At 64.4% G+C, this 24,706-nt stretch carries 19 protein-coding genes and 1 tRNA gene; 13 read left to right on the top strand and 7 right to left on the bottom strand.

The genetic code is table 11. The annotated features are described in order from the left end of the window. Positions 1 to 108 precede the first annotated feature (108 nt). The gene (locus FXY94_RS04435; RefSeq protein WP_016663821.1) at positions 109 to 345 is read right to left on the bottom strand and encodes a DUF3263 domain-containing protein; all 237 of its coding nucleotides are present in this window, start codon (positions 343 to 345) and stop codon (positions 109 to 111) included. A 37-nt stretch (positions 346 to 382) separates the two neighbouring features. Here FXY94_RS04435 and FXY94_RS04430 point away from each other — a divergent pair, with 37 nt between their 5' ends. After that, positions 383 to 1,075 (top strand): uracil-DNA glycosylase, encoded by a 693-nt coding sequence (locus FXY94_RS04430; RefSeq protein WP_016663820.1) that lies wholly within the window; start codon positions 383 to 385, stop codon positions 1,073 to 1,075. Positions 1,076 to 1,324: 249 nt separating this feature from the next. Further along, positions 1,325 to 2,053 carry a TetR/AcrR family transcriptional regulator gene (locus tag FXY94_RS04425; protein WP_016663819.1) on the top strand — a complete coding sequence of 243 codons (729 nt, stop codon included), beginning with the start codon at positions 1,325 to 1,327 and terminating at the stop codon, positions 2,051 to 2,053. Positions 2,054 to 2,265: 212 nt separating this feature from the next. Here the strand turns inward: FXY94_RS04425 and FXY94_RS04420 are convergent, their stop codons facing one another. From FXY94_RS04420 to FXY94_RS04405, 4 genes are all read right to left on the bottom strand, one after another. Continuing rightward, on the bottom strand, positions 2,266 to 4,230 hold the full coding sequence (locus FXY94_RS04420) for an NAD(P)/FAD-dependent oxidoreductase (RefSeq protein ID WP_016663818.1): 1,965 nt from the start codon (positions 4,228 to 4,230) through the stop codon (positions 2,266 to 2,268). Between the two features lie 198 nt (positions 4,231 to 4,428). After that, positions 4,429 to 4,504, bottom strand: a tRNA-Thr gene (locus FXY94_RS04415). 38 nt (positions 4,505 to 4,542) lie between these two features. Beyond that, positions 4,543 to 5,373 (bottom strand): DsbA family protein, encoded by an 831-nt coding sequence (locus FXY94_RS04410; protein WP_016663817.1) that lies wholly within the window; start codon positions 5,371 to 5,373, stop codon positions 4,543 to 4,545. 76 nt (positions 5,374 to 5,449) lie between these two features. Continuing rightward, positions 5,450 to 7,510 carry a protein kinase domain-containing protein gene (locus FXY94_RS04405; protein ID WP_172620169.1) on the bottom strand — a complete coding sequence of 687 codons (2,061 nt, stop codon included), beginning with the start codon at positions 7,508 to 7,510 and terminating at the stop codon, positions 5,450 to 5,452. Between the two features lie 144 nt (positions 7,511 to 7,654). Here FXY94_RS04405 and FXY94_RS04400 point away from each other — a divergent pair, with 144 nt between their 5' ends. The 4 genes from FXY94_RS04400 to FXY94_RS04385 all read left to right on the top strand — a co-directional run bounded on the left by FXY94_RS04400 (position 7,655) and on the right by FXY94_RS04385 (position 12,676). After that, a complete protein-coding gene (locus tag FXY94_RS04400) occupies positions 7,655 to 7,876 on the top strand; it encodes a heavy-metal-associated domain-containing protein (protein ID WP_016663815.1) in 222 nt (73 codons plus the stop codon). Between the two features lie 46 nt (positions 7,877 to 7,922). After that, positions 7,923 to 10,256: a heavy metal translocating P-type ATPase gene (locus FXY94_RS04395; protein ID WP_016663814.1), complete on the top strand. Its 2,334-nt coding sequence runs from the start codon at positions 7,923 to 7,925 to the stop codon at positions 10,254 to 10,256. Between the two features lie 61 nt (positions 10,257 to 10,317). Next, a complete protein-coding gene (locus FXY94_RS04390; protein WP_016663813.1) occupies positions 10,318 to 10,983 on the top strand; it encodes an AIM24 family protein in 666 nt (221 codons plus the stop codon). Positions 10,984 to 11,224: 241 nt separating this feature from the next. Further along, positions 11,225 to 12,676, top strand: coding sequence for an FAD-dependent oxidoreductase (locus FXY94_RS04385; protein WP_016663812.1), 1,452 nt, complete (start codon positions 11,225 to 11,227; stop codon positions 12,674 to 12,676). An 18-nt stretch (positions 12,677 to 12,694) separates the two neighbouring features. Here FXY94_RS04385 and FXY94_RS04380 read toward each other — a convergent pair whose 3' ends face one another. Then, the gene (locus FXY94_RS04380) at positions 12,695 to 13,906 is read right to left on the bottom strand and encodes a pyridoxal phosphate-dependent aminotransferase (protein ID WP_040386450.1); all 1,212 of its coding nucleotides are present in this window, start codon (positions 13,904 to 13,906) and stop codon (positions 12,695 to 12,697) included. Between the two features lie 196 nt (positions 13,907 to 14,102). Between FXY94_RS04380 and FXY94_RS04375 the strand changes: the two genes are divergently transcribed. Continuing rightward, a complete protein-coding gene (locus tag FXY94_RS04375) occupies positions 14,103 to 16,421 on the top strand; it encodes an alpha-galactosidase (protein WP_016663810.1) in 2,319 nt (772 codons plus the stop codon). Positions 16,422 to 16,551: 130 nt separating this feature from the next. After that, positions 16,552 to 18,597, top strand: coding sequence for a M3 family metallopeptidase (locus FXY94_RS04370; protein WP_016663809.1), 2,046 nt, complete (start codon positions 16,552 to 16,554; stop codon positions 18,595 to 18,597). A gap of 3 nt (positions 18,598 to 18,600) precedes the next feature. Here the strand turns inward: FXY94_RS04370 and FXY94_RS04365 are convergent, their stop codons facing one another. After that, positions 18,601 to 19,209 (bottom strand): DUF4126 domain-containing protein, encoded by a 609-nt coding sequence (locus FXY94_RS04365; RefSeq protein ID WP_016663808.1) that lies wholly within the window; start codon positions 19,207 to 19,209, stop codon positions 18,601 to 18,603. Positions 19,210 to 19,317: 108 nt separating this feature from the next. Here FXY94_RS04365 and FXY94_RS04360 point away from each other — a divergent pair, with 108 nt between their 5' ends. From FXY94_RS04360 to pgm, 5 genes are all read left to right on the top strand, one after another. Next, positions 19,318 to 19,965 (top strand): hypothetical protein, encoded by a 648-nt coding sequence (locus tag FXY94_RS04360; RefSeq protein WP_016663807.1) that lies wholly within the window; start codon positions 19,318 to 19,320, stop codon positions 19,963 to 19,965. Between the two features lie 209 nt (positions 19,966 to 20,174). After that, entirely contained in the window at positions 20,175 to 20,804 is a 630-nt protein-coding gene (locus FXY94_RS10790; RefSeq protein WP_034371845.1) for a DUF47 domain-containing protein, read from the top strand. Beyond that, a complete protein-coding gene (locus FXY94_RS04355; RefSeq protein ID WP_016663805.1) occupies positions 20,804 to 21,871 on the top strand; it encodes an inorganic phosphate transporter in 1,068 nt (355 codons plus the stop codon). The genes FXY94_RS10790 and FXY94_RS04355 overlap by 1 nt, the downstream gene beginning before the upstream one ends. A gap of 103 nt (positions 21,872 to 21,974) precedes the next feature. Next, on the top strand, positions 21,975 to 22,823 hold the full coding sequence (locus tag FXY94_RS04350) for a hypothetical protein (protein WP_016663804.1): 849 nt from the start codon (positions 21,975 to 21,977) through the stop codon (positions 22,821 to 22,823). 39 nt (positions 22,824 to 22,862) lie between these two features. Further along, positions 22,863 to 24,503: a phosphoglucomutase (alpha-D-glucose-1,6-bisphosphate-dependent) gene (gene pgm, locus FXY94_RS04345; protein WP_016663803.1), complete on the top strand. Its 1,641-nt coding sequence runs from the start codon at positions 22,863 to 22,865 to the stop codon at positions 24,501 to 24,503. The last annotated feature ends 203 nt before the right edge of the window (positions 24,504 to 24,706 follow it).

Here is a 24,706-nt window from a genome sequence, read left to right as displayed (position 1 = left end):
CTATCGGTTGGCGCGGGCCTAAATGGCGATTGGGCACGCGGCGCGCCGAGGCAACAAGCCCCCATAGTGCTGCCCCCCACGGCGACAACGACGGCGCGACGCGCACGTCTAGGAACGCGTGCGCTCACGCAACCGTCGGACCACACTTGGCGCATACCGCACCGCCGCGGGTTCCCGCATGAGCCGCACGAGCCGCGCGTGATACCCCGACGGCGTCAGACCCGTAAGCCGCAGGATGTCGCGCTCCTTCGCACCGGCGCTGCGGTACACGCGTGCCTCGAGATCGAGGATCACGCGATCGGTTTCGCTCAGCTGCGGTTCATCGGCCAGTGGCTCATCGGTCATGGATTCAAGTCTAGGCACGCCCCGTACCCTGGGGGGCATGAACGAGACCGCGCTGCCTCCCCTGACCGACATTATGGCCGCCGACTGGGCCGAAGCCCTCGCGGGCGTCGAACCGAACATCCGCCAGATGGGCGCCTTCCTGCGCGCTGAGCTCGCCGCTGGCCGACGCTACCTCCCGTCGGGCGAGCGCATTTTTCGCGCGTTCGAAACCCCGCTTGCGGACGTGCGCGTCCTGATCGTCGGCCAGGACCCCTACCCGACACCGGGCCACCCGATCGGCCTGAGCTTCGCGGTCGAGCGCGACGTGCGCCCACTGCCCCGCTCGCTCCACAACATCTACCTCGAACGCGAGAGCGATCTAGGAATCCCGCCGAGTGCGCACGGCGACCTCTCAGCGTGGCAAGACCAGGGCGTCATGCTCCTCAACAGGGCGCTCACGGTAGCCCCCGGGGCGCCCGCGTCGCATCGCGGGAAGGGATGGGAGCAGATCACGATGCGCGCTATCGAGGCCCTCATCGAGCGTGGCGGACCACTCGTCGCGATCCTTTGGGGGAGAGACGCGCGCTCGCTCGCCCCTATGCTCGTCGAGGGTGGCGTAAGCACTATCGAGTCGGCGCATCCGTCGCCACTGTCGGCGCGCCGAGGGTTTTTTGGGTCAAAACCGTTCTCGCGCGCGAACGCACTCCTCGCCGAAAGCGGCGCGGAGGCCGTCGACTGGAACACGCCTTGATGGGTCCATTGTTGCTTCATCGCCGTACACACGTGATCTCCCCCACCCAAGCTGCGACACTAAAACCATTGAAACTGCACAACCATTAAAGTTTTGGCAAAATCCCAGGTCTAAGGCCTATAGTGGCCGAACTGAACGCGCGTAAAGGCCCAAAACGTCCCACTTGCATTCGTAGAATCAAGGCCTATAGTTACGAAGCCGTTACATACCGGACCTGCCACATGGCACACCTGATTGGAGTCCACGGGAATGAACACCCCCCGCCATCACGACGAAAAGCTGCGCCTCGAGCTCATCGCAGAAGCGTCAAAGGCGCTCGCCAAAGGCGGCCCCGCAGCGGTCTCCCTCCGCGACATCTCCGCGGCCTGCAACACCTCGACTACCGCCATCTACTCACTCTTCGGCGGAAAGAAGCAGCTCCTCAACTCTGTCGTTGTCAGCTCCGCCAGCGATCTCGCGAAGCACCTCACCGAGGTTAAGCGCGAACAGGATCCGGAAGAGTACCTGGTTGGGCTCGCAACCGCCCTCCACGACTGGGCAGTCAGCAACCCCGAACTGTTTGACGTGATCTTCAACCAGGCCGACCAGGTCCCTGACCGGGCAGCGCAGGCCAATGGAGCACCGGGAGCGGCGAGCGCAGCAGCCGCCAAGGATTCCGACGCCACCCCGGACCCCATCGGGTTCGGTCTCTCGCGTCGAGACAACCATCTGCTGACGGCGTTCCGCGCACTCGGCACCGATATCGACGAGTTCGAAAGCATCGCGAAGCACCTCGCGCAGGCAATGTCGGAAGGCCGCACAAAGTACGGCACCACCGTCGACACCTCCCCCTCCGATGCCACAACGCTCCTGCGCGCCGTGTGGGCGAGCGCCCACGGATGGACTCACCTCGAGATCCAGGGCTTCATCGATTCGGCGGGCTTCAACGACTTCGTACGCGCGGCGGTGAGGGCGGCGCTCAAGGCAAGCCGCGGCTGAGCCCAGTCCCCCCGACCCTATTTCTCCCCTTGCCCTGCTTATCCTCCTGCCGCCTTCCCTTCTCCCGTGTTCCCACGTAAGTCATCACGCAAAAAGGGCGGCTCCGCACGTCCTACTAGGTGCAGCAAACAGGGGGGGCGCCGCCTCAGCAGCGCCCCCATCGTTGAGCGAATCGCCCGGGCCCCATGAAATAGGTCCCGGGCAGCAGCGAATCAGGCTTCGAGGCCCACGCGGTACCCCGTAGCCACCGCCTGAGCGACCTTCGCCACCTTCGACACGTCACCCGCGGTACGGAACTCGGTTCCCGCAGCCTCGAGCTCGGAGGCGAGCGCATTCTCGCTGCGCATACCGATCGCGAGCACCACGGTCTCGGCATCGACGGTGAGCTGGGAACCGTCGGCCTCGAACACCGCGCCCGAGCCGGTCACCTCCACGAGACGGTGCCCCGTGTTCATGGGGACGCCGGCCTTCTTGAGCTTCGAGGTGACCGAGATGAGGTTCATGTGGAACGCCCCAGCCCCGAGCTCCGGCGCCATCTCGTACACGGCGACCTCGCCACCGTTTGCCGCAATTAGCTCAGCAGTTTCGAGGCCGGTCATGCCGGACCCCACGACAATCGCGCGGCCCGCGACCTCGCGAGTACCTCCCAGAACGTCGATCGCATCCACAACATTGTCGCCATCGATGCCGGGAATGTTCGGCACGATTGGGGCTGCGCCGGTCGCGACGATCACGGCGTCAGCACCGAACGCACGCACGTCCTCGACCCCGAAACGAGTCGACAGCCGCACGTCAACGCCGGCCTTCTCGAGACGGTGGGTGTAGTTCTCGACGAGCCAGCCCATCGGGTCCTTGCCGGGCGGGTTGGTGCCGGGCACGACCTGACCGCCGAGGGTGTCCATCGCCTCGACGAGGGTGACTTTCGCGCCGCGCTTCGCGAGTGTTTCGGCAGCTTCACAGCCCGCAGGGCCGCCACCGATCACGAGAGCCGTGCGGCCTTCGGCATTGCGCTCTGGTTCGATCGGGAACTCCGATTCGAACCCACAGCGCGGGTTGACGGCGCATTCGACATGGCCGCCAGAGAAGAGCGCCTCGAAGCAGTACATGCAGCCGATGCAGCGGGTGATGTCCGCGTCACGACCTTCGATGGCCTTGATGCCCCACTGCGGGTCGGCAAGCCACGAGCGGCCCATCGCGATGAGGTCCACGAGGCCGTCGTTGAGCATCTTCTCGGCCTGCTCGGGTTCGCGGATGATCGAGACGCCCATGACAGGGATGCTCACGGCGTCGCGAACGGCGCGAATCATCGGGTCGCGCCAGTTGCGCGGAGTATTGACGGGCTCGATGACGGTGATGCCCGTTTCATAGGTGCCCGACGACACCGAGATGAGGTCGGCACCGTGCTCCTCGCACACCTTAGCGATCCGCACGCCGTCAGCAACCTCGTTACCTACACCGGGCATGCCGATCAAGTCGTAGCACTGTGAAATCGAAAGTCGCACCGAGATCGGGAAGTCGGGGCCCACAACCTCGCGCACGCCATCGAGAATCTCCACGAGGAAGCGGCAGCGATTCTCGAACGAACCGCCGTACTCGTCCTCGCGCTTATTGGTGCGAGGCGAGAGGAACTCGTCGATAAGGTAACCGTGAGCGCCGTGGATCTCCACGCCGTCCGCACCGGCTTCCTTCGCGCGGCGCGCGCCGTTGATGAAGTCCTGCACGAGGCTCTTCACTTCCTCGTTTTCAAGGGCGCGCACGGGGGCCTTGGTGAGCTCGGATCGCACGGCGGAGGATCCGACGGTGACCTGCCCCTTATTGAGCTGGGGAAGGCCCTGGTTGCCAAGGTGCTGGAGCTGGAGGAAAATCTTTGAGCCTCGCGCGTGAACGGCCTCGATGGCTTCGGCGAGCTGCGGGACCAGTTCGTCGCGCGTGACGGAGAGCTGGTTGGGAGTTCCGGGGCCGTGCTCGTCGTTGATGCGCGTGATCTCGCTGATGAGGAGGCCGCAGCCTCCTTCGGCGCGTTCGAGCCAGTACTTGAGAAGGCGCGGGCCAACCGTGCCGTCGGGATTTGCGAGGTCGCTGCCCATGGGGGTCATGACAAGGCGGTTGGGGATCTCGACGGTGTTGACGGTGAATGGGGTGGCAAGTGTGCGCACGGTTTGCGGTGCGGCGGTCATGGGAGTCCTTCGCTGTGTGTTGAGAACCACTACTTAGTTGTGACCCACACTACGCCTCTAAATTCTTAGACGCGGGGACCTTCGGGGGCTTCGCGCGCTCCCGAGTATGTCCTGGCAGCACTCACAGTCGTTATGGCCAGAGCACACGAAAAAATCCCAGGCCTGACGACTCGAAGTCGCCCCGACCTGGGATTTCCTTGGAGCTGAAGATGGGGCTCGAACCCACGACCTGCTGTTTACAAGACAGCTGCTCTACCAACTGAGCTACTTCAGCATTGCGGCGCTCGCACTAGTGTAGCGTGCGCCGCGAATTTAGTTACCGGAATCGCTTGCGCCGCCGGCATCGCTCGCACCACCGGCGTCGCTCGCACCAGGCGTGCCCGAGGAGGCCACGGCTTCCTTCAGAGCACCGGGCTGCTGCCAGGCACCGTCGGCCCCCCACTCCTTGCCGTTGATGAACACGGCCGGGGTTGCCGGCGAGAGTTTCGCGCCGGCGGGTTCGAGCACGTCTGTCGCGTAGCGGCGGAATTTCTGGTCCTTGATGCACGAGAGGGTGCTGTCCTTCGCTCCGGCCTGTTTGGCGTACGTGACGAGCTCTCTATCGCTCAGTCCGGGGCCGCCCTCGGCCGGTTGGTTGGCGAAGAGGAGTTCGTGGAACTTCAGGAACACCTCAGGCGAGTCTTCGAAGGTGCACACGGCGGCTCCGCCGGCGCGGGCGGAGTACTCCGTTGTGGACATCTTCTTGGAGAGGAAGGTGCGCACGTGGAAGTTCACGGTCGCATCGCCGCTCTCGATCATCTCGTGGAGGTCGGCGCTGTTGATCTGTTCGAAGTTGCCACAGAACGGGCACATGTAGTCGAACACGACGTCGACGACGGGTTTCGTGTCGTCCGCTTTGAAGGACAGCACGGGCTCCTCTTTGCTGATCGAGGTGGGCTGCTTGAGCGGCAGTTCAGGCTCAGGCGCGTTCGCCTTGTAGATCAGGAGGCCGATGCCGGCGACGAGTACGAGTGCCACGACAACGATGGCAGCGATGATCGCCATGCGGACACGCTTTTGACGGCTCAGCTCTTTTTCGCGCTGCTTGCGAAGCTCGATACGCTGCGCTTCGCGCACGTCCTGCGCTGACGGCTTCTCGGCCATTAATCCTCCGGAGGGGTCGAATGCGGTAAACGGCAAATCGCCGCGTGCCAGCTTAGAGGATACGCGCGTGGATGCCTCATTTCCTCCAGGGTGAGATGTCTTCGAGGCGGAATTCACCCACGTACGGGAAGTAGTCGATGTGTCCGCCGCGCGAGGCAATCGTGAAGCACACGGCTGCGATGAGCACGAGGAGAAGGGCGGCGAAGATCGCGGTCCACAGCCCGCTCGGTGCGGCTGCGTGCAAAAGGCGGTGGCTGCCGTAGCGCGTCGTGCGTGAGCCGATACCCCACCACAGCGACAGGGTCGTGACGCCCACGAGCACTCCCGCGTACACGGCGTAGTGCACCTCGAAGCGCGCGAGCCACACCAGTAGGGCGTCGGTCGCGAGCAGAACGCCGGCCGTGACGATCACGGGGATGAGCGCTTGAAGGAGCGCCTCGAGAAGGGCACCGAGGAATCGCGGTACTGCCAAGAGCGTTATCGAAGCGGTGATCCCACCCGAGCCTTTCCCTCTGTCCTGGCCTTTTTCCTGCGCGATCCATGAACGCTGCCACGTTCTTGCAAGGGCTGTCATCAGCACGAGCAGGATAAGCGCGGCGAGCGGCACGAGTGCACCGAAGGCGGTGAAGAGCGCCATACCGAGCAGCACGAGCGTTGTTCGGCGCTTGGGCTCACGCAAGTGGTAGGGCAGGGGCTGCAGCGGCATCGCGTATGGCTGCGCGCCGGGGGTCGGAGGGTACTGCGCTGCGGGGAAAGGGCCCTGCGGACCAGGGGCTGGCATGGGCGTCTGCGGCACCGGTGCCGACGGTTGCCACGTCGGCACCGCACCCGCGTGCGGCGCGACGGGCGGCGCGGCAGGAGTCGAGATGGGGGCGAATCGGGCCGTGGGAGTTTCGTCGAGAACGGGCATGACTTGGGTGGGTTCCTCGTTGGAGACATCCCATTCATCCGTGTCGTCCCATTCATCGGTGGCGTCGTGGATTACACCGGTGCTCTCCTCCTCTCCCCCTCCTGACCTCGGGGGGCTGTACGGAGGTAGGGGCGCCGTCGCCTCAGCTGCGCGAGCTGCTGCACCCGATGGTGCCGCGGCGCCCGAGCCCGCCGTTCCGGCGCCGATAGGGCCATCGAGTGTGCTGCGTTCACCTGTCTCAATCCGAGAAGTCGGGAGCTCGCCGGGGGTGGAAGGGGAAGACGGGGACGAGGAGGTTGGGTCGTAGTTCCCATACACCCATGCATCCACATCGTGCTCGAGAGCCTCGATGAGCTTCTCCGGCGGCGTGCGATCGCCAGGCTCAGGGGCAAATGCACCCTTGAACCATTCGATGCACGGCTCCGGCAGCCCTTCGAGGTCGGGGCCAGACATCCTGGCAAGGTTGTAGACCGTGCCGAGTCGCCCCTTGCCGAAGGGCGGGAACCCGGTCGCGGCGTGGGCGAGCATCGCGGCCCAGGCCCACCAGTCGGCAGCGGCGTCGACGATGTTGTTGCTGATCACCTCAGGGGCAAGGTAGGAGATCGTGCCCATCATGAGCCCCGTTGAGGTCATGCGGGACTCTTCGGCGGCTTGGGCGATGCCGAAGTCGATAATGACCGGATCGACTGGGTCGATGTCGAAGTCGAAGTGAGAGCCATTACCGGTACGAAGCATGATGTTGCTTGGTTTGAGGTCGCGGTGCACGATCCCCTTCTCGTGAACGTCAAGAAGGGCCTTGCCGAGCGGCAAACCGATTTCGCGTACGCATCGCAGCGGAAGGTGCCCCCAGTCGTCAATGACTTTCTGGAAGGTGGGGCCCGAGATGTACTCGGTGACGAGGAAAGCGACGTCGAGGTCGAATTCGGCATCGAGCACGCGGGAAACGTTCGGGTGATTGACGCGTTGAAGCGCGCGCATCTCTCGGCTGAGTCGGGCACGGGCGCGCTCGTCGCCGGCGATTTCGGGTCGAAGCACCTTGAGGGCGACGTCGAGCCCGGCCGCGTCGGTTGCGCGGTAGACGATTCCCATTCCCCCGCTGCCGATCCGTTCATGAATGGCATAGCCCGAGTCGACGAGCATCTCACGAAGGTGCGATTCGTAGAAACTGGGGCGGCGCTGGGGTGTGCGCGCGCCGAAGTTGCCGCCTGGATTCGTGGGGGTACTCATGCGCCCCATGCTACCGATCCCCTCAGGCGGAGCCCTGAAGTTGTCACCCCCTTGAATCTAATACCCCTAGGGGGTATATTGGATGCTGTGGCGCCCACCGCGACCACACGAACCAGGACCATCACAAACATCAAGGAGCACACCATGACCACCTCGACCTTCAAGATCACGGGCCTCACGTGCGGCCACTGCGTCAATGCCGTTAAAGAAGAGGTCGGCGAACTCGCTGGCGTTGAGAGCGCCGAAGTCGAACTCGTCAAGGGCGGCGAATCGACCCTCACGATCCAGGCAGATCGCGCCCTCACCAAGGCCGACATCGCCCCCGCAATCGAGGAAGCCGGCGAAAGCTACGCCATCGTCGGATAACTCCTCCCCATCCTGAACCCGGCCGCACCACACCCCGAAGGACCCCATGAGCAGCACTGAAACCCACACCGCACCGCGCACCGTTACCCTCGATGTCACCGGCATGACGTGCGCGAGCTGCGTCGCGCGCGTGGAGAAGAAGCTGCGGCGCGTGGGCGATGTCGACGCGGTCGTCAACCTCGCACTCGAACGCGCGAGCGTGCAGGTGAGCGACCCGTCGATCACCGATGCGCAGCTCGTCGAAGCCGTCGAAAAGGGCGGCTATGGGGCTCACGTGCGGGAGGCGGCAGCCGAAAGCACATCGATCCACGGCCCCGACACAAGCGCCGAGGAGCGCGCCGCGCGCGACAAGCGCGACACGCTAATCCGCACGGTCCTCGCAGCAATCCTCTCGGCGCCAATTTTCCTCATCTCAATGATCCCGGCGTTGCAGTTCCCCGGCTGGCAGTGGGCGATGCTCATTCTCGCGACGCCGGTCGTGTTCTACTGCGGCGCGCCATTTCACCGTGCGACCTGGGTGAACATCAAGCACGGCGGCTTCACGATGGACACCCTCGTCACGATGGGAACGTTTGCCGCGTACCTGTGGTCGATCTGGGCCCTTCTCTTCGGCGGCGCAGGCGAAATCGGCATGACGATGGACATGAGCCTCGGCGCCGCTTTCAGCCGGAACCAACACGGTGCGCACGAAATCTACTTCGAATCGGCAGCGGTCATCACGACCCTCGTGCTCGCGGGGCGCTACGCGCAGGCCCGCGCCATCCACCAGTCGAGCGCAGCCATCCGTTCGCTGCTTGACCTCGGCGCGAAGAATGCCACCATTGTGGAGCTTCAGTCCGACGGCAGCACCGCCGAAGTTGAGGTTCCCATCGGCGCGGTGCGGGTCGGCGATGTTTTCGTCGTGAGGCCCGGGGAGAAGGTCGCGACAGACGGCGTGATCCTCGAGGGCTCCTCCGCCATCGACCGCTCGATGCTCACGGGCGAAAGCATCCCCGAGGACGTCACCCCCGGAACCGAGGTCACGGGCGCCACCGTCAACACTACGGGCCGGCTCCTTGTGCGCGCCACGCGCGTGGGTGCCGACACCGAGCTTGCCCACATCGCGAAAATGGTCGAGGACGCGCAAGCTTCCAAAGCCCCAGTGCAGCAGCTCGTCGACAAGGTCGCGAGCATCTTCGTTCCCATCGTCATCGTGCTCGCGATCCTCACGCTCGTCGCGTGGATCGCACTCGGGGGCACCACGGAACAGGCATTCACCGCGGCCGTCGCCGTTCTGATCATCGCATGCCCGTGTGCGCTCGGCCTCGCAACCCCCACGGCCATCATGGTGGGCACGGGCCGTGGCGCCGAACTCGGTATCCTCATTCGCTCGGCAAGCACGCTCGAGAGCTCTCGCGACATCGCAACGATCGTCCTCGACAAGACCGGCACTCTCACGAGCGGCGCGATGCGTGTGCACTCCGTGACACCCGCCGAAGGCTGGAGCGAAGCAAACATCCGCGCGCTCGCGGGCGCCGCCGAATCCGGTTCGGAACACCCCATCGCGCGGGCCATCGTGGAAGCGGCCGGCGGCAGCAGCGATGCCCTCACACTCGAGGATGCGCGGGCTCACGTCGGCCGAGGCCTCACGGCGCGCGTGAGCGGGTCGCTCGGGGGAATAACGGGGCCGTGGGAGGTTGAGATTACCGCGGCATCCGACGCTGGCCAGGCAAGCGCCGGAACCGAAAATCCCACCGTGCCCAGCCTGCCCGCCCCTCTCGCCGCTTCCCTCCGCGAAGCCGAGCAGGCGGGTCACACGACCTCCATCGTGCGCGTCAACGGCGAGATTGCGGGGCTCGTGCGCGTGAGCGACACCGTGAAGCCCGAAGCGACGAAGGTCGTTGAGGAGATTCGCGCGCTCGGCATCGAGCCCGTCATGGCGACCGGCGACAACCCTGCCGCGGCCGAGCACATTGCGCGCGAAGTCGGCATCGAGAAGGTTCACGCCTCGCTTACCCCCGCGGCAAAACTCGACCTCGTGAAGTCCCTTCGCGGCGAAGGGGCAAGCGTCGCGATGGTTGGCGATGGCATTAATGACACGGCGGCCCTCGCCGAAGCCGATCTTGGCTTCGCGATGGGCACCGGCACCGATGCCGCGATGAACTCGGGCGACATCGTGCTCACGGGCGGCGATATCGCGCAGATTCCCACCGCGATCCGCCTTTCGCGGGCGAGCGTGCGCACGATCCGCTGGAACCTCTTCTGGGCATTCATCTACAACGTCATCGCCATTCCGCTCGCGATGCTCGGGCTCCTTGGCCCCGTGATCGCGGCCGCGGCCATGGCCTTCTCCAGCGTTTTCGTGGTGAGCAATTCGCTGCGGCTCAAGCGGTTCCAATAACAATTGTTCTGTTCTCATGATCTCCAGGAAAATAGGAGTCAGCTCGCCCTAGGGTGAAGCCATGAGATCTGAACTCTTTTCACCCGAACACCAGGAAGTCCAGACCAACGACCGCTGGGCTCTCCAGTCCAAGCGAATGCTGCGCTGCCGTCTCAATCCCGGCGCACCCGAAATCGTCTCCTCCTCCGGGGCCATGGTCGCCTACCAGGGCGAGATGAAGTTCAAGTACCAGGGTTCTGGCGGCGGCATGAAGCTCGTCAAGAAGCTGGCCACCGGCGAGGGCGCCAACATGATGCGCACCACCGGCAACGGCGAAATCTTCTTCGCCAAGAACGGCTCGCAGATCTTCCTCATCCAGCTCGAAGGAGAAGCCCTCTCCCTCAACACCTCGAAGATGCTCGCTTTCGACTCGAGCATCGAGTGGGACATCAAGATGATCGGCGGCGGCCTCGGCGCGGGCCTCGTCGCGGGCGGCTTCACGAACCTGTTCCTCCAGGGACACGGCATGGTCGCGATCGCCTCGCACGGTGAGCCGCTCCTGCTCGACTGCTCGCAGCAGCCCACGTATGTGGATCCGCAGGCCGTCGTGTGCTGGTCGGCAAACCTCCAGCCGCAGATCAAGAACGATTTTAATGCCGGTGCACTCATTGGCCGCGGCTCGGGCGAAGCCTTCCAGCTGGCCTTCCACGGCCCCGGTTTTGTGGTTGTGCAGCCGGCCGAATACTAAAAACACCATCCACTCTTGAGGGTCTAGAAAGGCGGCCCGGCACGCCCCGCGACGGGGGCGCCGAGCCGCCTTTCTACACCCTCGGTTTTCCTTCGTGGAGGGCCCGACGGCACCTGAGCGCTCGTCGGGCCGCACGCTGCTCACACTTTCTCGCCCAAGACGAGCTTTAACGCTAGGCTCGAGTATCGAAAAGCCCGAAGTGCACACGCACCGGGCATACCCGCCGAGCTCAAGGACCTCCGTGACCAGCACCTTCACCGACATCCCGTTCCGCATCGCCGTGATTGGCTCCGGCCCGGCCGGCGTGTACGCGGCGGAGACGTTCAACAAGACGCCGCACGTCAAGAAGGGCCGGCTCGCAATCGAGGTCGATATTTTCGATGCGCTACCCACACCGTTCGGCCTCATTCGCTACGGAGTCGCCCCCGACCATCCGCGCATCAAGGGCATCACGACAGCACTTCACCGCATCCTCGACCGTCGCGACATGCGCTTCTTCGGCAACGTCGCATTCGGCACGGATCTGACCCTCGAGGACCTGCGCGAACGCTACGACGCGATCATTTTCGCCACGGGAGCACTCAAGGACGCCCAACTCGACATCCCCGGGATCGACCTCGAGGGTAGCTTCGGCGCTGCCGACTTCGTCGCGTGGTACGACTCGAACCCCGATTACCCGCGCGAATGGCGACTCGATGCCGAATCCGTTGCCGTGATCGGTAACGGCAACGTCGCGCTCGATGTCTCGCGAATGCTCGCCAAAAGCGCCGACGAGCTCCTTGCGACCGAGATCGCCGACAACGTCTACGAAGGCCTCAAAGCCTCACAGATCACCGACGTGCATGTATTTGGCCGCCGCGGCCCCGCCCAGGTGAAGTTCTCCCCGCTCGAAACGCGCGAGCTCGCCCATCCGAAAGGCGTGCAGGTCATCCTCGACGAGCGCGATTTCGCGCAGATCAGCGACGAGGAATGGGAGCGCATCCGCGCCGATAAGCGCATCGATCAGGTCGTGAGCACGTTCGAGGGCTGGCTCGAAGCGCAGAAGGAGCTCGAGGCGAGCGGCGCTGAGCCCACGGATCGCGATGGCGGCGAGGTCAAGCGTCGGCTCCACCTCCATTTCTGGCACCGGCCCGTCGAAGTGGTCGGCGAGGACGGCCGCGTGACGGGCATGCGATTCGAGCGCACCCGGATCGCCGACGACGGCATGCTCGAGGGCACCGGCGAGATTGTCGAGTACGACGTCCAGCAGGTCTACCGCGCCGTCGGCTATTTCGGCTCGGAGTTGCCCGGGGTTCCCTATGACCCGGTGCGCGGCGTTATCCACAACGACGAGGGCCGTGTCACGACCGCCGAGGGCGCTGTTGTGCCCGCGTGCTACGCGAACGGCTGGATCAAGCGTGGGCCCGTTGGGCTGATCGGTGCCACGAAATCGGACGCAATCGAGACCGTCACCCACATGATCGAAGACATCGAGGAAGGCGTGCTCGAGCCGTGCCCGGATCGCGACCCCGACTCGATTGTTCGCTTGCTCGATGAGCGCGGCATCCGCTACGTCGATTGGGACGGGTGGCTGCGCCTTCACGACCACGAGATCCAGGCGGGTGCGAAGCGGAAGGATTCCGACGGTAACGCACGCCCATCGCTCAAGGAGATCGACCGCGAGCAGATGATCCGGATCGCGCGCGGCGAATAACCGGCGCGCCACACGCTGCTAGCGGCGGATGCTCGCGAGGTAGTCGGCGATACGGTCGATCGCGTTCTCGAGCACGTCCACGTCGGGCAGGGTCACGACGCGGAAGTGGTCGTGTGTGGGGATGTTGAATCCCGTGCCTTTTGTGATGAGGATTTTCTTTTGGCGAAGCAGGCCGAGTGCGAATTCTTCGTCGTCCTCGATCTTGTACATGTCGAGGTCGATCTTCGGGAACATGTAGAGCGCCCCCTTCGCCTTGTTGACGCTTACGCCGGGGATCCGTGCGAGGGCCTCGTAGGCGACATCGCGCTGCTCACGCAGCCGACCACCTGGGGCCACGAGGTCATTGATCGTTTGATAGCCGCCGAGCGCCGTGGGGATCACGTGCTGCGCAGGAGCATTGGCGCATAGGCGCATGTTCGAGAGCATGTCGAGGCCTTCGATGAAGCCTTTGGCATGCTCTTTCGGCCCGTACAGCACCATCCAGCCGGCACGGAAACCCGCGACCCGGTAGGCCTTGGACAGGCCGTTGTAGGTGATCGTGAAGAGGTCGGGGGCGAGCGAGGCGATCGAGGTGTGGGTCGCGTCGTCGTAGAGGATCTTGTCGTAGATCTCGTCGGCGAGGATCATGAGCCCGTGCTTGCGGGCGATGTCGACTATGCCTGTGAGGTTCTCTTTCGTGTACACCGCACCGGTGGGGTTATTGGGGTTGATGACGACGATGGCTTTGGTGCGGGGCGTGACCTTGTCGGCGATGTCGGTGAGGTCGGGCAACCAGTCGTTGTCTTCATCGAGGCTGTAGTGCACGGGGGTCCCGCCCGCGAGGGTGACACACGCGGTCCACAGCGGGTAGTCGGGCATGGGGATGAGCACCTCGTCGCCGTCGTTGACGAGTGCTTGGGCAGTGAGCTGGATCAGCTCGCTCACGCCGTTGCCGAGGTAGATGTCGTCGAGGTGGAGCCCTGGCAGGCCGCGGGTCTGGTAGTGCTGGGCGACGGCGCGACGGGCCGCGACGATGCCTTTGGAATCGGTGTAGCCCTGGGAGACGTGAGCCTGGCGGATGAAGTCGACGAGGATCTCGTCGGGCGTTTCGAAGCCGAACGGCGCGGGGTTGCCGATGTTGAGCTTGAGAATGCGGTGCCCCTCGTTCTCCATGCGCGCGGCCTCGTCGAGGACCGGCCCGCGGATGTCGTAGAGGACGTTCTGTAGCTTCGCCGCCTGCGTGAATTCCATGGGCTGAGTGTACTCCCTGGCCTCGGCGGTCAATCTCCACACGCTCTGCGCTTCCTCGACCCCGACACCGGACCAGGATCGCCGAGGCTGCCCCTGCCCGTCATCTTCTCCGCCCCGCCGGCGGAGGTGGACGCGGGTTTATTTTGGTGCGAAAATAAGTGGGTCACGGACGCCCCAAGCACAAAGGATCTCCTTCATGCCACTCGCCCGCACCACCCACGCCACCGCTGCTTCGCGTTCTTTCCGCGCGTTCCGCTCCTGTGCCACTCGCGCGCTCGAAAGCGAACGCGCGCTCTATCTGAGCCGCGCGGGGGTGGGCATCGTCCTCGACCTGACCGAGGGCCGGATGCCCGCAGTCGCCTATTGGGGCTCCGACCTCGGCGACCTCACGCGCGACGAGCTCGACCTCATCCTTGATGCTGCAACGGTCGCCCCGAACCAGAACGCCCTCGACATTCCCCCACGCACGGGCCTCCTCCCCCAGGATGCCGACGGTTGGCTCGGCGAGCCCGGCCTCCTTGGCGGGCGCGACAACGGCTCCGGCTTCGCTCCGCGACTCGGCCTTGTGGCGCACACGCTACGGCAGAACGCGCCCGACGGTTCCGGAGAAAAAGACGTCCTCTCTCTCACACTCGAGGATGCCGCCCTCGGTCTCGAAGTCGTGCTCGCCCTCGAACTACTGAACTCTGGGCTCGTGCGCATGCGCGGCACGCTCACCAATCGCGGGGAGGGAAACTACCGGCTGCAGTCGTTCACGATGGCGCTCCCGGTGCCGTCGGAAGCGAACGAAATCCTTGATTTTGCTGGCCGCTGGACCCGCGAGCGCGAACCTCAGCGCTTGCCGGTGCGCGTGGGCCAGCACCTTCGCGAGAACCGCCGCGGGCGCACCGGGGCCGATTCGGCGTTCCTCATGCACGTGGGCGAGCGGGGCTTCACCTACTCGTCCGGCGAGGTATGGGCGCTGCACACGGGCTTTTCGGGCCAGCACCGCCACGTCGTGGAGCGTACGAGTGCGGGAGAGACAATCCTGGCGGGCGGCGAAGGGCTGTTCGCCGGCGAGGTCGTGCTCGCGCACGGCGAGAGCTACGAGTCGCCTGACGTCTACGCGAGCCACGGCGTGGGCCTCGACGAGGTCGCGCAGCGCTTCCACGCGTGGCTGCGCTCGCGCGAGAACCACGTGGACACGAACCGCCCCGTCACCTTGAACGTGTGGGAAGCCGTCTACTTCGATCATGACCTCGACCGCCTCAAGGATCTCGCGGATCGCGCCGCGGAGCTCGGTGTTGAGCGCTACGTGCTCGACGATGGCTGGTTTGGCGATCGCCGTGACGACTACGCGGGCCTCGGCGACTGGGTTGTCAGCACGGACATGTGGCCGAACGGGCTCACGCCGCTCATCGAGCACGTCAAGGGCCACGGCATGCAGTTTGGCCTGTGGTTCGAGCCGGAAATGGTCAACGAGGACTCGGCCGTGGCGCGCGAGCATCCCGAGTGGATCATGGGCACGACGATGCAGCGGCTGCCCGAGCAGTCGCGTCACCAGCAGGTCCTCAACCTCGCGATTCCCGAGGCGTACGCGCATGTGCGCGATCAGATGGTCCAGGTCCTCGAGGCCAACGACATCGACTACATCAAGTGGGATCACAATCGCGACCTCATTGAGGCGGGCTTTCGCGAGACCGGCCAGCCCGCGACTCACGCGCAGACCCTCGCCACCTATCGTTTCCTCGATGAGCTGAAGGAGCGCTTCCCGGGCCTCGAGATCGAATCGTGCTCATCGGGTGGTGCACGCGTTGACCTCGGCGTTCTTGAGCGCACGGACCGCGTGTGGGTATCGGACTGCATCGATCCGCTCGAACGCCAAATGATGAACCGCTGGACGAACCAGCTGATCCCCCTGGAGCTCATGGGCTCGCACGTCGCCTCGGGCGCCTCCCACACGACTGGCCGCCTCCACTCGATCGGCTACCGCGCCGCGACCGCGCTTTTCGGGCATTTCGGCATCGAATGGGATCTGCGGCTTGCCACCGACGAGGAGATGGCGGAGCTTCGCGAGTGGGTGCAGCTCTATAAGAACGAGCGCGATCTTCTTTTCACGGGTGATCGGGTACGCGTGGATCTCGGGGACGACTCGGTCGCGTTCCACGGTGTCGTCGCGTGCGATGCCTCCCGAGCACTCTTTTCCTTCACGGCTCTCTCACGAAGCGACGCCAACCAGACGGGCCGCCTCTACTTCCCGGGTCTCGACGACGATGCGCGCTACAGGCTCGAGGTTCTCGTGCCGGGCGCGAAGCCCTCGGGTTACGTCCCCTCGCCCGTCATGAGCAGCGCTTCGGGCTTCCTCGCGCCAACGCCGGGCAACGCGCGCGAATACGAGCGGCTCAACGCCGAATTCAAAGCGCGTGGAGTCACGGATCAGGTGCTGAGCGGTAGGACGTGGGCGAGCGTCGGAATCACCACCCCGATCCTGAACCCTGAAAACACGGTGCTGCTGCGCCTCACGCGCGTGAACTGACGGCCGCCACACTCCACGTCTTCCCCTTCACGCGTCCGCCCCACCTGGCTGTATCCGGTGGGGCGGACGGAGGCGTTTTGGACTGTGGTACACCGGTGCGCGGCGGGTAGGCGTTCGGTACGGTTACCGCATGAGTGAAGAAGCAACAGCGACGTCCAATCCGCTCCTCGAGGCCTCAAGCCTCCCCTACAACCTTCCCGACTTCGCCGCGATCCGCGACGAACACTACCTGCCCGCGATCGAGCAGGGTATTCGCGAAGCGCGCGAGGCCTACGCTTCGATCGCGAACGACACCTCGGAGCCCACCTTCGAGAACGTCGTCGCGGTGCTCGATCAACCGAGCCGCACCCTGAACCGCGCCGCGATCGTGTTCTACAACATCGCGAGCGCCGACGGCACCGAACCGCTCCTTGAGATCGAGTCGAAGGTGTCTGAGCTCCTCACGGAGCTCGATAACGAGCTGCACCTCAACCCGCAGATCTTCGAACGCCTCAACGCCGTGTACGAGGCCCGCGAGGAGGCGGGGCTCGACGCCGAACAGGTGCGACTCACGGAGAGGTTCCATCAGCGTTTCACTCTCGCGGGCGCGGCCCTGAGCGAGGAGCAGCGCGAAGAGCTCGCGAAGCTCAACCTCGAAATTTCCAAGGCGCAAACGGAGTTCAGCCAGCAGGTCACGCGGGACATGAATGCCGCGGCTCTTCACCTCACGTGCGAGGAGGAACTGGCGGGGCTGAGCGAGGATTCAAAGGCCGCCGCGGCGCGCGCCGCGAAGGAAGCCGGCCGCGAAGGTTGGCTGCTCACCTTCATTCTCCCGACGAACCAGCCGGCGCTCAGTTCCCTCACGAACCGCGACGTGCGCAAGCGCCTCTACGAAGCAAGCGTCGAGCGCGGCGACCGCACGTGGCAGATGGCCGCAGAGATTGCGGCGCTGCGCGCCCGCAAGGCGGCGATGCTCGGCTTCGAGGATTTCGCCTCGCTCGCCGTTGCCGACCGCACGGCCCGGACCGCCGCGGCCGTCGATGAACTGTTCGCGAAGACGAGCGCACCCGCGATGGCGAACGCCAACCGCGAGGCCGAAAAGATCGCGGTCCGCGCAAAACAGGATGGCATCGACACTCTCGAGCCGTGGGACTGGGCCTTCTACAGCGACAAGGTCAAGGCCGAAGAGTTCAGCGTGGATACCGCGGCACTTCGCCCCTACTTCGCGCTTGATCGCGTTGTTGAGGACGGCGTGTTCTACGCCGCCGAAAGGCTCTATGGCATTACCTTTAAGCGCCGCGAAGACCTCGTGGGTTATCATCCCGAGGTCAAGGTCTGGGAGGTCTTCGACGCGAGCGGCGAGGGGCTCGGCCTGTTCCTCGGCGACTACTTCACGCGCGAGACGAAGCGCGGTGGCGCGTGGATGAACAACATTGTCGATCAGTCGCTCGCGGAGGGCACGAAGCCCGTCGTCGTCAACAACCTCAACATCAGCGCACCCGCCGATGGCGATGTAGCGCTCGTGTCCCTCGACGAAGTGAGCACGCTCTTCCACGAGTTCGGCCACGCCCTCCACGGCCTCTTCTCGAACGTCGCGTATGAGACCCTCTCGGGCCTCAGCGTCGAGCGCGACATCGTCGAGTACCCGAGCCAGGTCAACGAGATGTGGATGTTCCACCCGGAGATCCTGCCGAACTACGCCAAGCACGTCGAAACCGGAGAGGTCGTGCCGCAGGAGCTCATCGATGCCGTGACCGCCTCGCAGCAGTGGGGCGAGGGCTTCGGCACGGTCGAGTATCTGCGCGCCGCCGCACTCGACTGGGCATGGCACCGCCTCCCCGCCTCCCTCGAGGCCGAGCCGATCGAGGATCCGGTCGTGTTCGAGCAGGCCTCGCTCGAGGACGCGGGCCTCATGCATCCGCTCGTCGAGTCGCGCTACCGCACGAGCTATCTCAACCACACGTTCTCGGGCGGCTACGCGGCCGGCTACTACTCATACCTGTGGGCTGAGGTGTTCGACGCGGACACGGTCGCCTGGTACGAAGAGAACGGCGGGCTCACGCGCGAAAACGGCGACAAGTTCCGCGCCTACGTGCTCTCGATCGGCGCAACGCGCCCGATCCCCGAAGCCTTCAAGGATATGACGGGTCGCGAGGCCCAGTACGAGCCGCTGCTCAAGCGGCGCGGTCTGATCTAGTCGCTAGTTCACGTGAGGGGCGGCGCCTTCGGGTGTCGCCCCTTTCGTTGCAGCACGGCGTCCACGCCATCGACGCACGAACCGCACGAGCACGACGATCGCGACCACCGCCGCGATCAGGATGAACACCGCGGCGATGCCCGCAAGGATCGGCAGCAGCACCGCGAAAATCGCGAGGATCACGGCAGCAATATCCTCGATCACGCTTACGACCACGTTCGAGACAGGCTCGGGAGAGACGTTGACCGCCGCGCGAGTCGCAGCTTTCGCGCCGTGCGTGCCAAGTGCCGCAAACGTGCCCACAGCCGCGTAGACCACCGCGGTCGTCGTGTCCGTCTCCCCACCAAGCAGGAAGCCGATCGCGCCGCCGGCCACGGGCCGCACGACGGTGTTGATGCCATCCCACACCGAATCGAGAAACTGCACCTTATCCGCGAGAAAATCCACGATCACGAGAATCGCGGCAATCACCAGAACGTCGGTGCGCTGCATCACCTGGGGAATCTCCTGCACCTCGAGAAAGCGTCCCGCGAGGCCGAGCACGAGCAGCATGAGGTACGGGCGCACTCCGCTCACCACGCCGGAGCTAAGGGTCATCATGAAGGCTTCCACGGCGTCTCCTTCGGGTGGGGCCAAGGGGGTGGGGTCCGACGGTGGCCGGCAACCGTCGGAACTACCGTACCCAAAGGCGGTGTGAACCGTCGCGGGTAGGGTTGACGCATGGCACAGTTTAGGCGTCCAGCATCTCTGTCCCCCCAGCGTCAAGAGGCGATCGAAGGAGGTGTCGATCCTGCCCTCAAGAATCAGGCGGCGCACGAGAGCGCCGCGGCGCTCCTGCGGGAGACGCGCGAAAATGCCCGACCCGAGGTTGTCGAGCGCGTGCTGAAACTTGTTGAGCGGGAGGGTCTCGAGGATCTCGCTGCGCTGTGGTCCGGGGCGGAACCGGCCTCGCTTCCGGGCGCCCTGTGGCGACTGTACGTCCTGCACACGTGGGTTCAGCGCGATACCGACGAGGTTCGGCGCCTGTTCGAGCTTGGCCAATCCACGGCGCCGGGCCTCACCTACCTCGTAGGGTTTAGCGATCCGCCCACGATCGATTCGATGCGCGTGACGCTCGATGCGATTCTCTCGGGCGCATTCACGGGCGATCTTTCGGTGGCGCTCTCGCGCGCGGCGGCCGTCGCGATGCTCGCCGCTTACGGATCGGCCCACGCCGCCGACTCCCCCGCCTCTCGCACCGAACTCGCGCGTTCATTCGGGACCCCCGCGACGCCCGAGGAGCTCACCAAGCGCGCCGATCGTCTCCTCAAAACCGGCGAGGCACTCAACGAGGCAGCCCGATCAGCAGCGGCCGGCACGCTCGCGTAGCAGCCAATTCGTGGGGTTGAAGCACATACCCCCTTCACTGTTAGGCTTGTGTGCGCGCCGGGCCGCGGTGGCCCCGGGCTCCAACATTTGCCGCTACGAGCGGCCTTCGCGCCGACAGGCGCCCCCGGTCCGGCGCTTCACCCCTCTTCGTGAGGTGTTCGACCCTCTCCACGCCCAATTTCGTTACGTTCGAGCGGTACCCTGAGGCCATGCCGCTGTTTTCCCCTCCTCGCGAAAAGTCCGTGTATCACATCTTCACGGACCTCGCGCAATGCGTACAGGTCAGCGCAGAGACTCTAGCGGAGAGTCTCGCCCTCGAAGGAGAGGGTCGGTCCTCGGCATTCGACCGCCTCCAAACGCACATGATCGATGCGGCCGAGCTGAACCACAGGATCGCGAACAGGCTCGCCACAAGTCTCATCACGCCTTTCCAGGCCGATGCCCTTCACGGCGTCGCCGCCGCCATGAAACTGTGCGTCAACGAAATGGAACGCACGGCTGATCTCACCTTGAGGCTCAAGATTGACAAGCTTCCGAAGCGGCTTCTCGAGATTCTCTCGATCATTGAACGCGCATCAGAACTCGTCGTGCAATGCGCGTGGAAGCTCGAGAACCCGAAGCAGCTTTCCGGCTTCGACGAGGATATGCGGCGACTCACGACCCACGCTTCCGAGCATTCCCGCACCGCAATCGCCGAGTTATGGGACGACTGTTCCACCCCTTCGAGCTTTCCCACAGCCGCGCGCTCGCGCGAAGTGATCGGCGCGCTCGAGCGCGTACTACTCGCGTTCCAGGACCTTTCGCGCTGCGTCGATTTGCTGCGCGTCAAGGACGTCTGATGCTCGCCTGGAGCATCGTTGCACTCTCGGGCCTGTGGGCGTCCGTCAATGGAGCCCAGGACGCCTCGAACGCGGTCACAACCACGATTGTGACGCGCGTGCTCCCAGAGAGACTTGCCCTCGCCTACGCGGCGATCATGAACGGCGCCGGCGCGATGTTTGGCCTCGTGAGCGTTGCGTTTCTGCATCTCTCACTCGTGAGAGTCGTGGGTGTTCCCGAAGCCCTGTTTGATGAGCCTCGTACTCTTGGACTCGCGCTCGCGTGTGGTCTTTCGACCGCAATCGTATGTCTCCTGATCGGGTGGTGGCGCGGTATCCCCCTTTCGGGTTGGGTGACGACCCTCGCGTCACTCGTGGGCGCCTTCGCGGGAGCGCTTGCCGACGTGCGCCAGCTCGGCGGTATCGCCTTGCTCTTCATCCCCGTATTCATCGGGCCGCTTCTCGGCTTCGCGTTGAGCTTCCTTCTCACGCGCGCCGTGAGTGGGCTGCAATCCAAGCGCCGTCTCACGGCAGAAACGGTGCGTTGGACGCAAACCCTTACCGCGGGGCTCGTCGCTTTCGGCCACGGACTCAGCAACATTCGACTCCCGCTCGGAATCGTCGTTGTCGCGTTCGCAGGACTTGGCGAGCAAGGAACGCTCGGTTCGCACCCGCCGGGTCCTGAGTCCGACGGCTCCCTCGGTCACCTCCTTTCTTCTCACGCGGGCATGGCCGCGCTTCCGCTGTGGATCGCGGTGTTGCTTTCAAGTGCGATGGCGCTCGGCACGTTTATGGGTGGGCGCGAGATCGTTCGCACTCTTGGCCGACGCCTGACTGACCTCACGGTGAGTCAGGGTCTCGCAGCGGAAACGTCGACCGCCGCGCTGCTCTACACCGTGAGCGTGTGGCTCGGATTCCCGATGTCGTCGTCGTTCACGATCGTAGGATCGATCGTTGGATCCTCGCTCGCGACCTCGAAGAAGTCTGTCGCATGGCAGGTCTTCGGGCGCATCGCCCTGTGGTGGATACTGACGCCCCTCGCTTGTGCGGGGCTCGCGTGGGGCACGGTTGTGCTCGCCCTCCCCTAAACGCTTGCCTGCGTTTCCACATTGCTGCAAGGGCAACCTTGTAGGCTATGCGTGCAGAGCGTCACGCCCGTGATCGCGGTCCCTACTTCATACGGAGGCACACGTGTCCGATCCCTTCAACGGCAATGATCGCCCGCGCCCCACATACGGGCAGAGCGCAAACGAAGCATCCGGCCAGTACTCCCCCTATGGCCAACCGAGCGCCCCCGAGGCGCAGGGGTCGAACCAGTACCAGAGCTCACCGCAGTACTCGCAGAACGGTCAGCAGTATCAGCAGCACAGTCAGCAGTACTCGCAGCCTCAATACACGCCCCAGGCGCCGCAGGGGGCCTTTGGCGGCTATGGCACCCCTCAGAACTATGGAGGCGCAGCACTCAAGCCCAAGCAGAAGCCTATCGGAATTGTGCTCACGCTCATCGGCGTTGCGTTCCTTGTTATTTCGCTCATCCTTGGCGGGATTGCGATATGGCGCACGGGTGCTGGTCTCATGGATGAGATAGGCGACCTCAGCTCGCTCGAAAAGACCAACAGCAAGTTCGAGGGTGGCAAAGCCACGTATGACTTTGAGGTCGACGGCTTCGAGGTTCTGGCCCTCTACATCCCGGAAGCCGATAAAGACAACGCCACCTGTAAGGCCGTCCTCGAAGACGGCACTGAACTCGAAGCTCAGACAGATGCGTCGGATAGCGACTCCCTCGACATCAACGGCCAAAAGTACGTGCCGTACAAGGACTCGTTCCTCGCTAACAATGTCAGTGGCAAGGGCACGCTCACGTGCGAGAACGTCAGCGCCGCCGTCTCCGTCATCGGCCCGATCAACCCGATCAACATGGTTGGTGGCGGCATCGGCTGGGGCATCGGCGCACTCGTTACTGGTCTCATCGGCGGCCTTCTCTTCTTTGTTGGTGTCGTCGTCATGATTGTTCGCGCGATCGGCCGCAGCAGGAACTAAAAGCGCCCGTGAGGGCACAAAGGCACTAAGGAGTTTTCCATGGTTCACGAACGGGCGGGGAAGCTCCCGCTTCCTTCCGACCTGATCGACCCGGCCGCGGTTGTCGACGCCTACTATTCGCTGCAGCCGGATCCAGAGAACCCCGATCAGGCGGTGAGCTTCGGAACCTCCGGGCACCGCGGGAGCTCTCTCGATACTGCGTTCAATGAGGACCACATCGCAGCCACGACGCAGGCGATCGTGGAGTACCGTGCGGGACAGGGCATTCGCGGCCCGCTCTTCATGGGGCGCGATACCCACGTATTGAGCAAGCCCGCGTTCGACACCGCCCTCGAGGTGCTCGTGGGCAACGACGTCACCGTGCTCATTGACTCGAGCGATGGGTACACGCCTACGCCGGCTGTTTCACACGCGATTCTCGTGCACAATCGCGGCAAGAGCGCGAGCGATGAGTCGCGCGCCGATGGCATCGTCGTAACGCCGAGCCACAACCCCCCACGCGACGGCGGCTTCAAGTACAACCCGCCGCATGGCGGCCCCGCGGGCACCGACGCGACGTCCTGGATCGCTAATCGTGCGAACGAGATCCTCGCGGGCGGGCTTCGCGAGGTACGCCGCGTCAGTGCGGCGAAGGCGGTTGAGGGCGCCGGGCGCTACGACTTCACGACGACTTACGTCGAGGACCTTCCTTCCGTTGTGAACCTCGAGGCTATCGCGAAAGCAGGGGTGCGAATCGGCGCCGATCCTCTCGGTGGCGCGGCCGTTGAATACTGGGCCCGCATCGCCGAGCGTCACGGGCTCGACCTCACGGTTGTCAACCCCGAGGTCGATCCGACGTTCTCGTTCATGACCCTTGATGCCGACGGCATCATCCGCATGGACTGTTCGAGCCCGTGGGCAATGGCCTCGGTTCTCGAGCAGCGCGAAAAGTTTGATATCGCAACGGGTAACGATACGGATTCTGATCGCCACGGCATCGTCACGCCACAGGGCGGTCTCATGAACCCCAACCACTACCTCGCGGTTGCCATCACCTACCTGTTCAATAACCGCCCCGAATGGCCGAGCAACGCCAAGATCGGCAAGACCCTCGTCTCGAGTTCCCTCATTGACCGCGTCGGCGCAAAGATCCGCCGCGAGGTGCTCGAGGTTCCCGTGGGCTTCAAGTGGTTCGTGCCCGGCCTGCTCGACTCGTCAGTGGGCTTCGGCGGAGAGGAAAGCGCGGGGGCATCGTTCCTGCGCATGAACGGCGATGTGTGGACGACCGACAAGGACGGCATCATCCTCGCCCTGCTCGCCTCGGAAATCACGGCCGTCACGGGCAAAAACCCGCACGAGCATCTTTGCGACCTCGTTGAGGAATTCGGGGCGAGCGCCTACGCGCGAATCTCCGCACCGGCCGATCGCGAGGCGAAGGCGAAACTCAAGAACCTCTCTCCCGAGGCTGTCAGTGCCACGAGCGTCGCAGGCGAAGAGATCACGGCGATCATGACGAGTGCCCCTTCGGGTGATCCGATCGGTGGTCTCAAGGTCACGACTGAGAACGCATGGTTCGCGGCGCGCCCCTCGGGCACCGAGGACATCTACAAGATCTACGCCGAATCTTTCAAGGGCGAAGATCACCTCAAGAACGTCCAGGCCGCAGCCAAGGACGTTGTCGATGCCGCTTTGAACGAATAAGCCCTTCTCAGCGCCTCTTTTTCAGAGAATCGGGAGTGTCCGGGTGAACGGGCACTCCCGATTTCGCGACGAAGCGATGACGATTTATGCACCAATCGGTCCAGTTTTTATTACAAAACGATAACAGGGGTGACATACACACTTACTGGCGCGTACCCTAGTCACCGTTGCGCGATTCTCGCGCCGCCATTTTCGCGCTCTAC

The organism is Dermabacter jinjuensis, assembly GCF_902381725.1.
Classification (GTDB): Bacteria; Actinomycetota; Actinomycetes; order Actinomycetales; family Dermabacteraceae; genus Dermabacter; species Dermabacter hominis.
The sequence above is the reverse complement of the archived record's forward strand: the minus strand, read 5'-3'. Positions and strand labels throughout refer to the sequence as shown.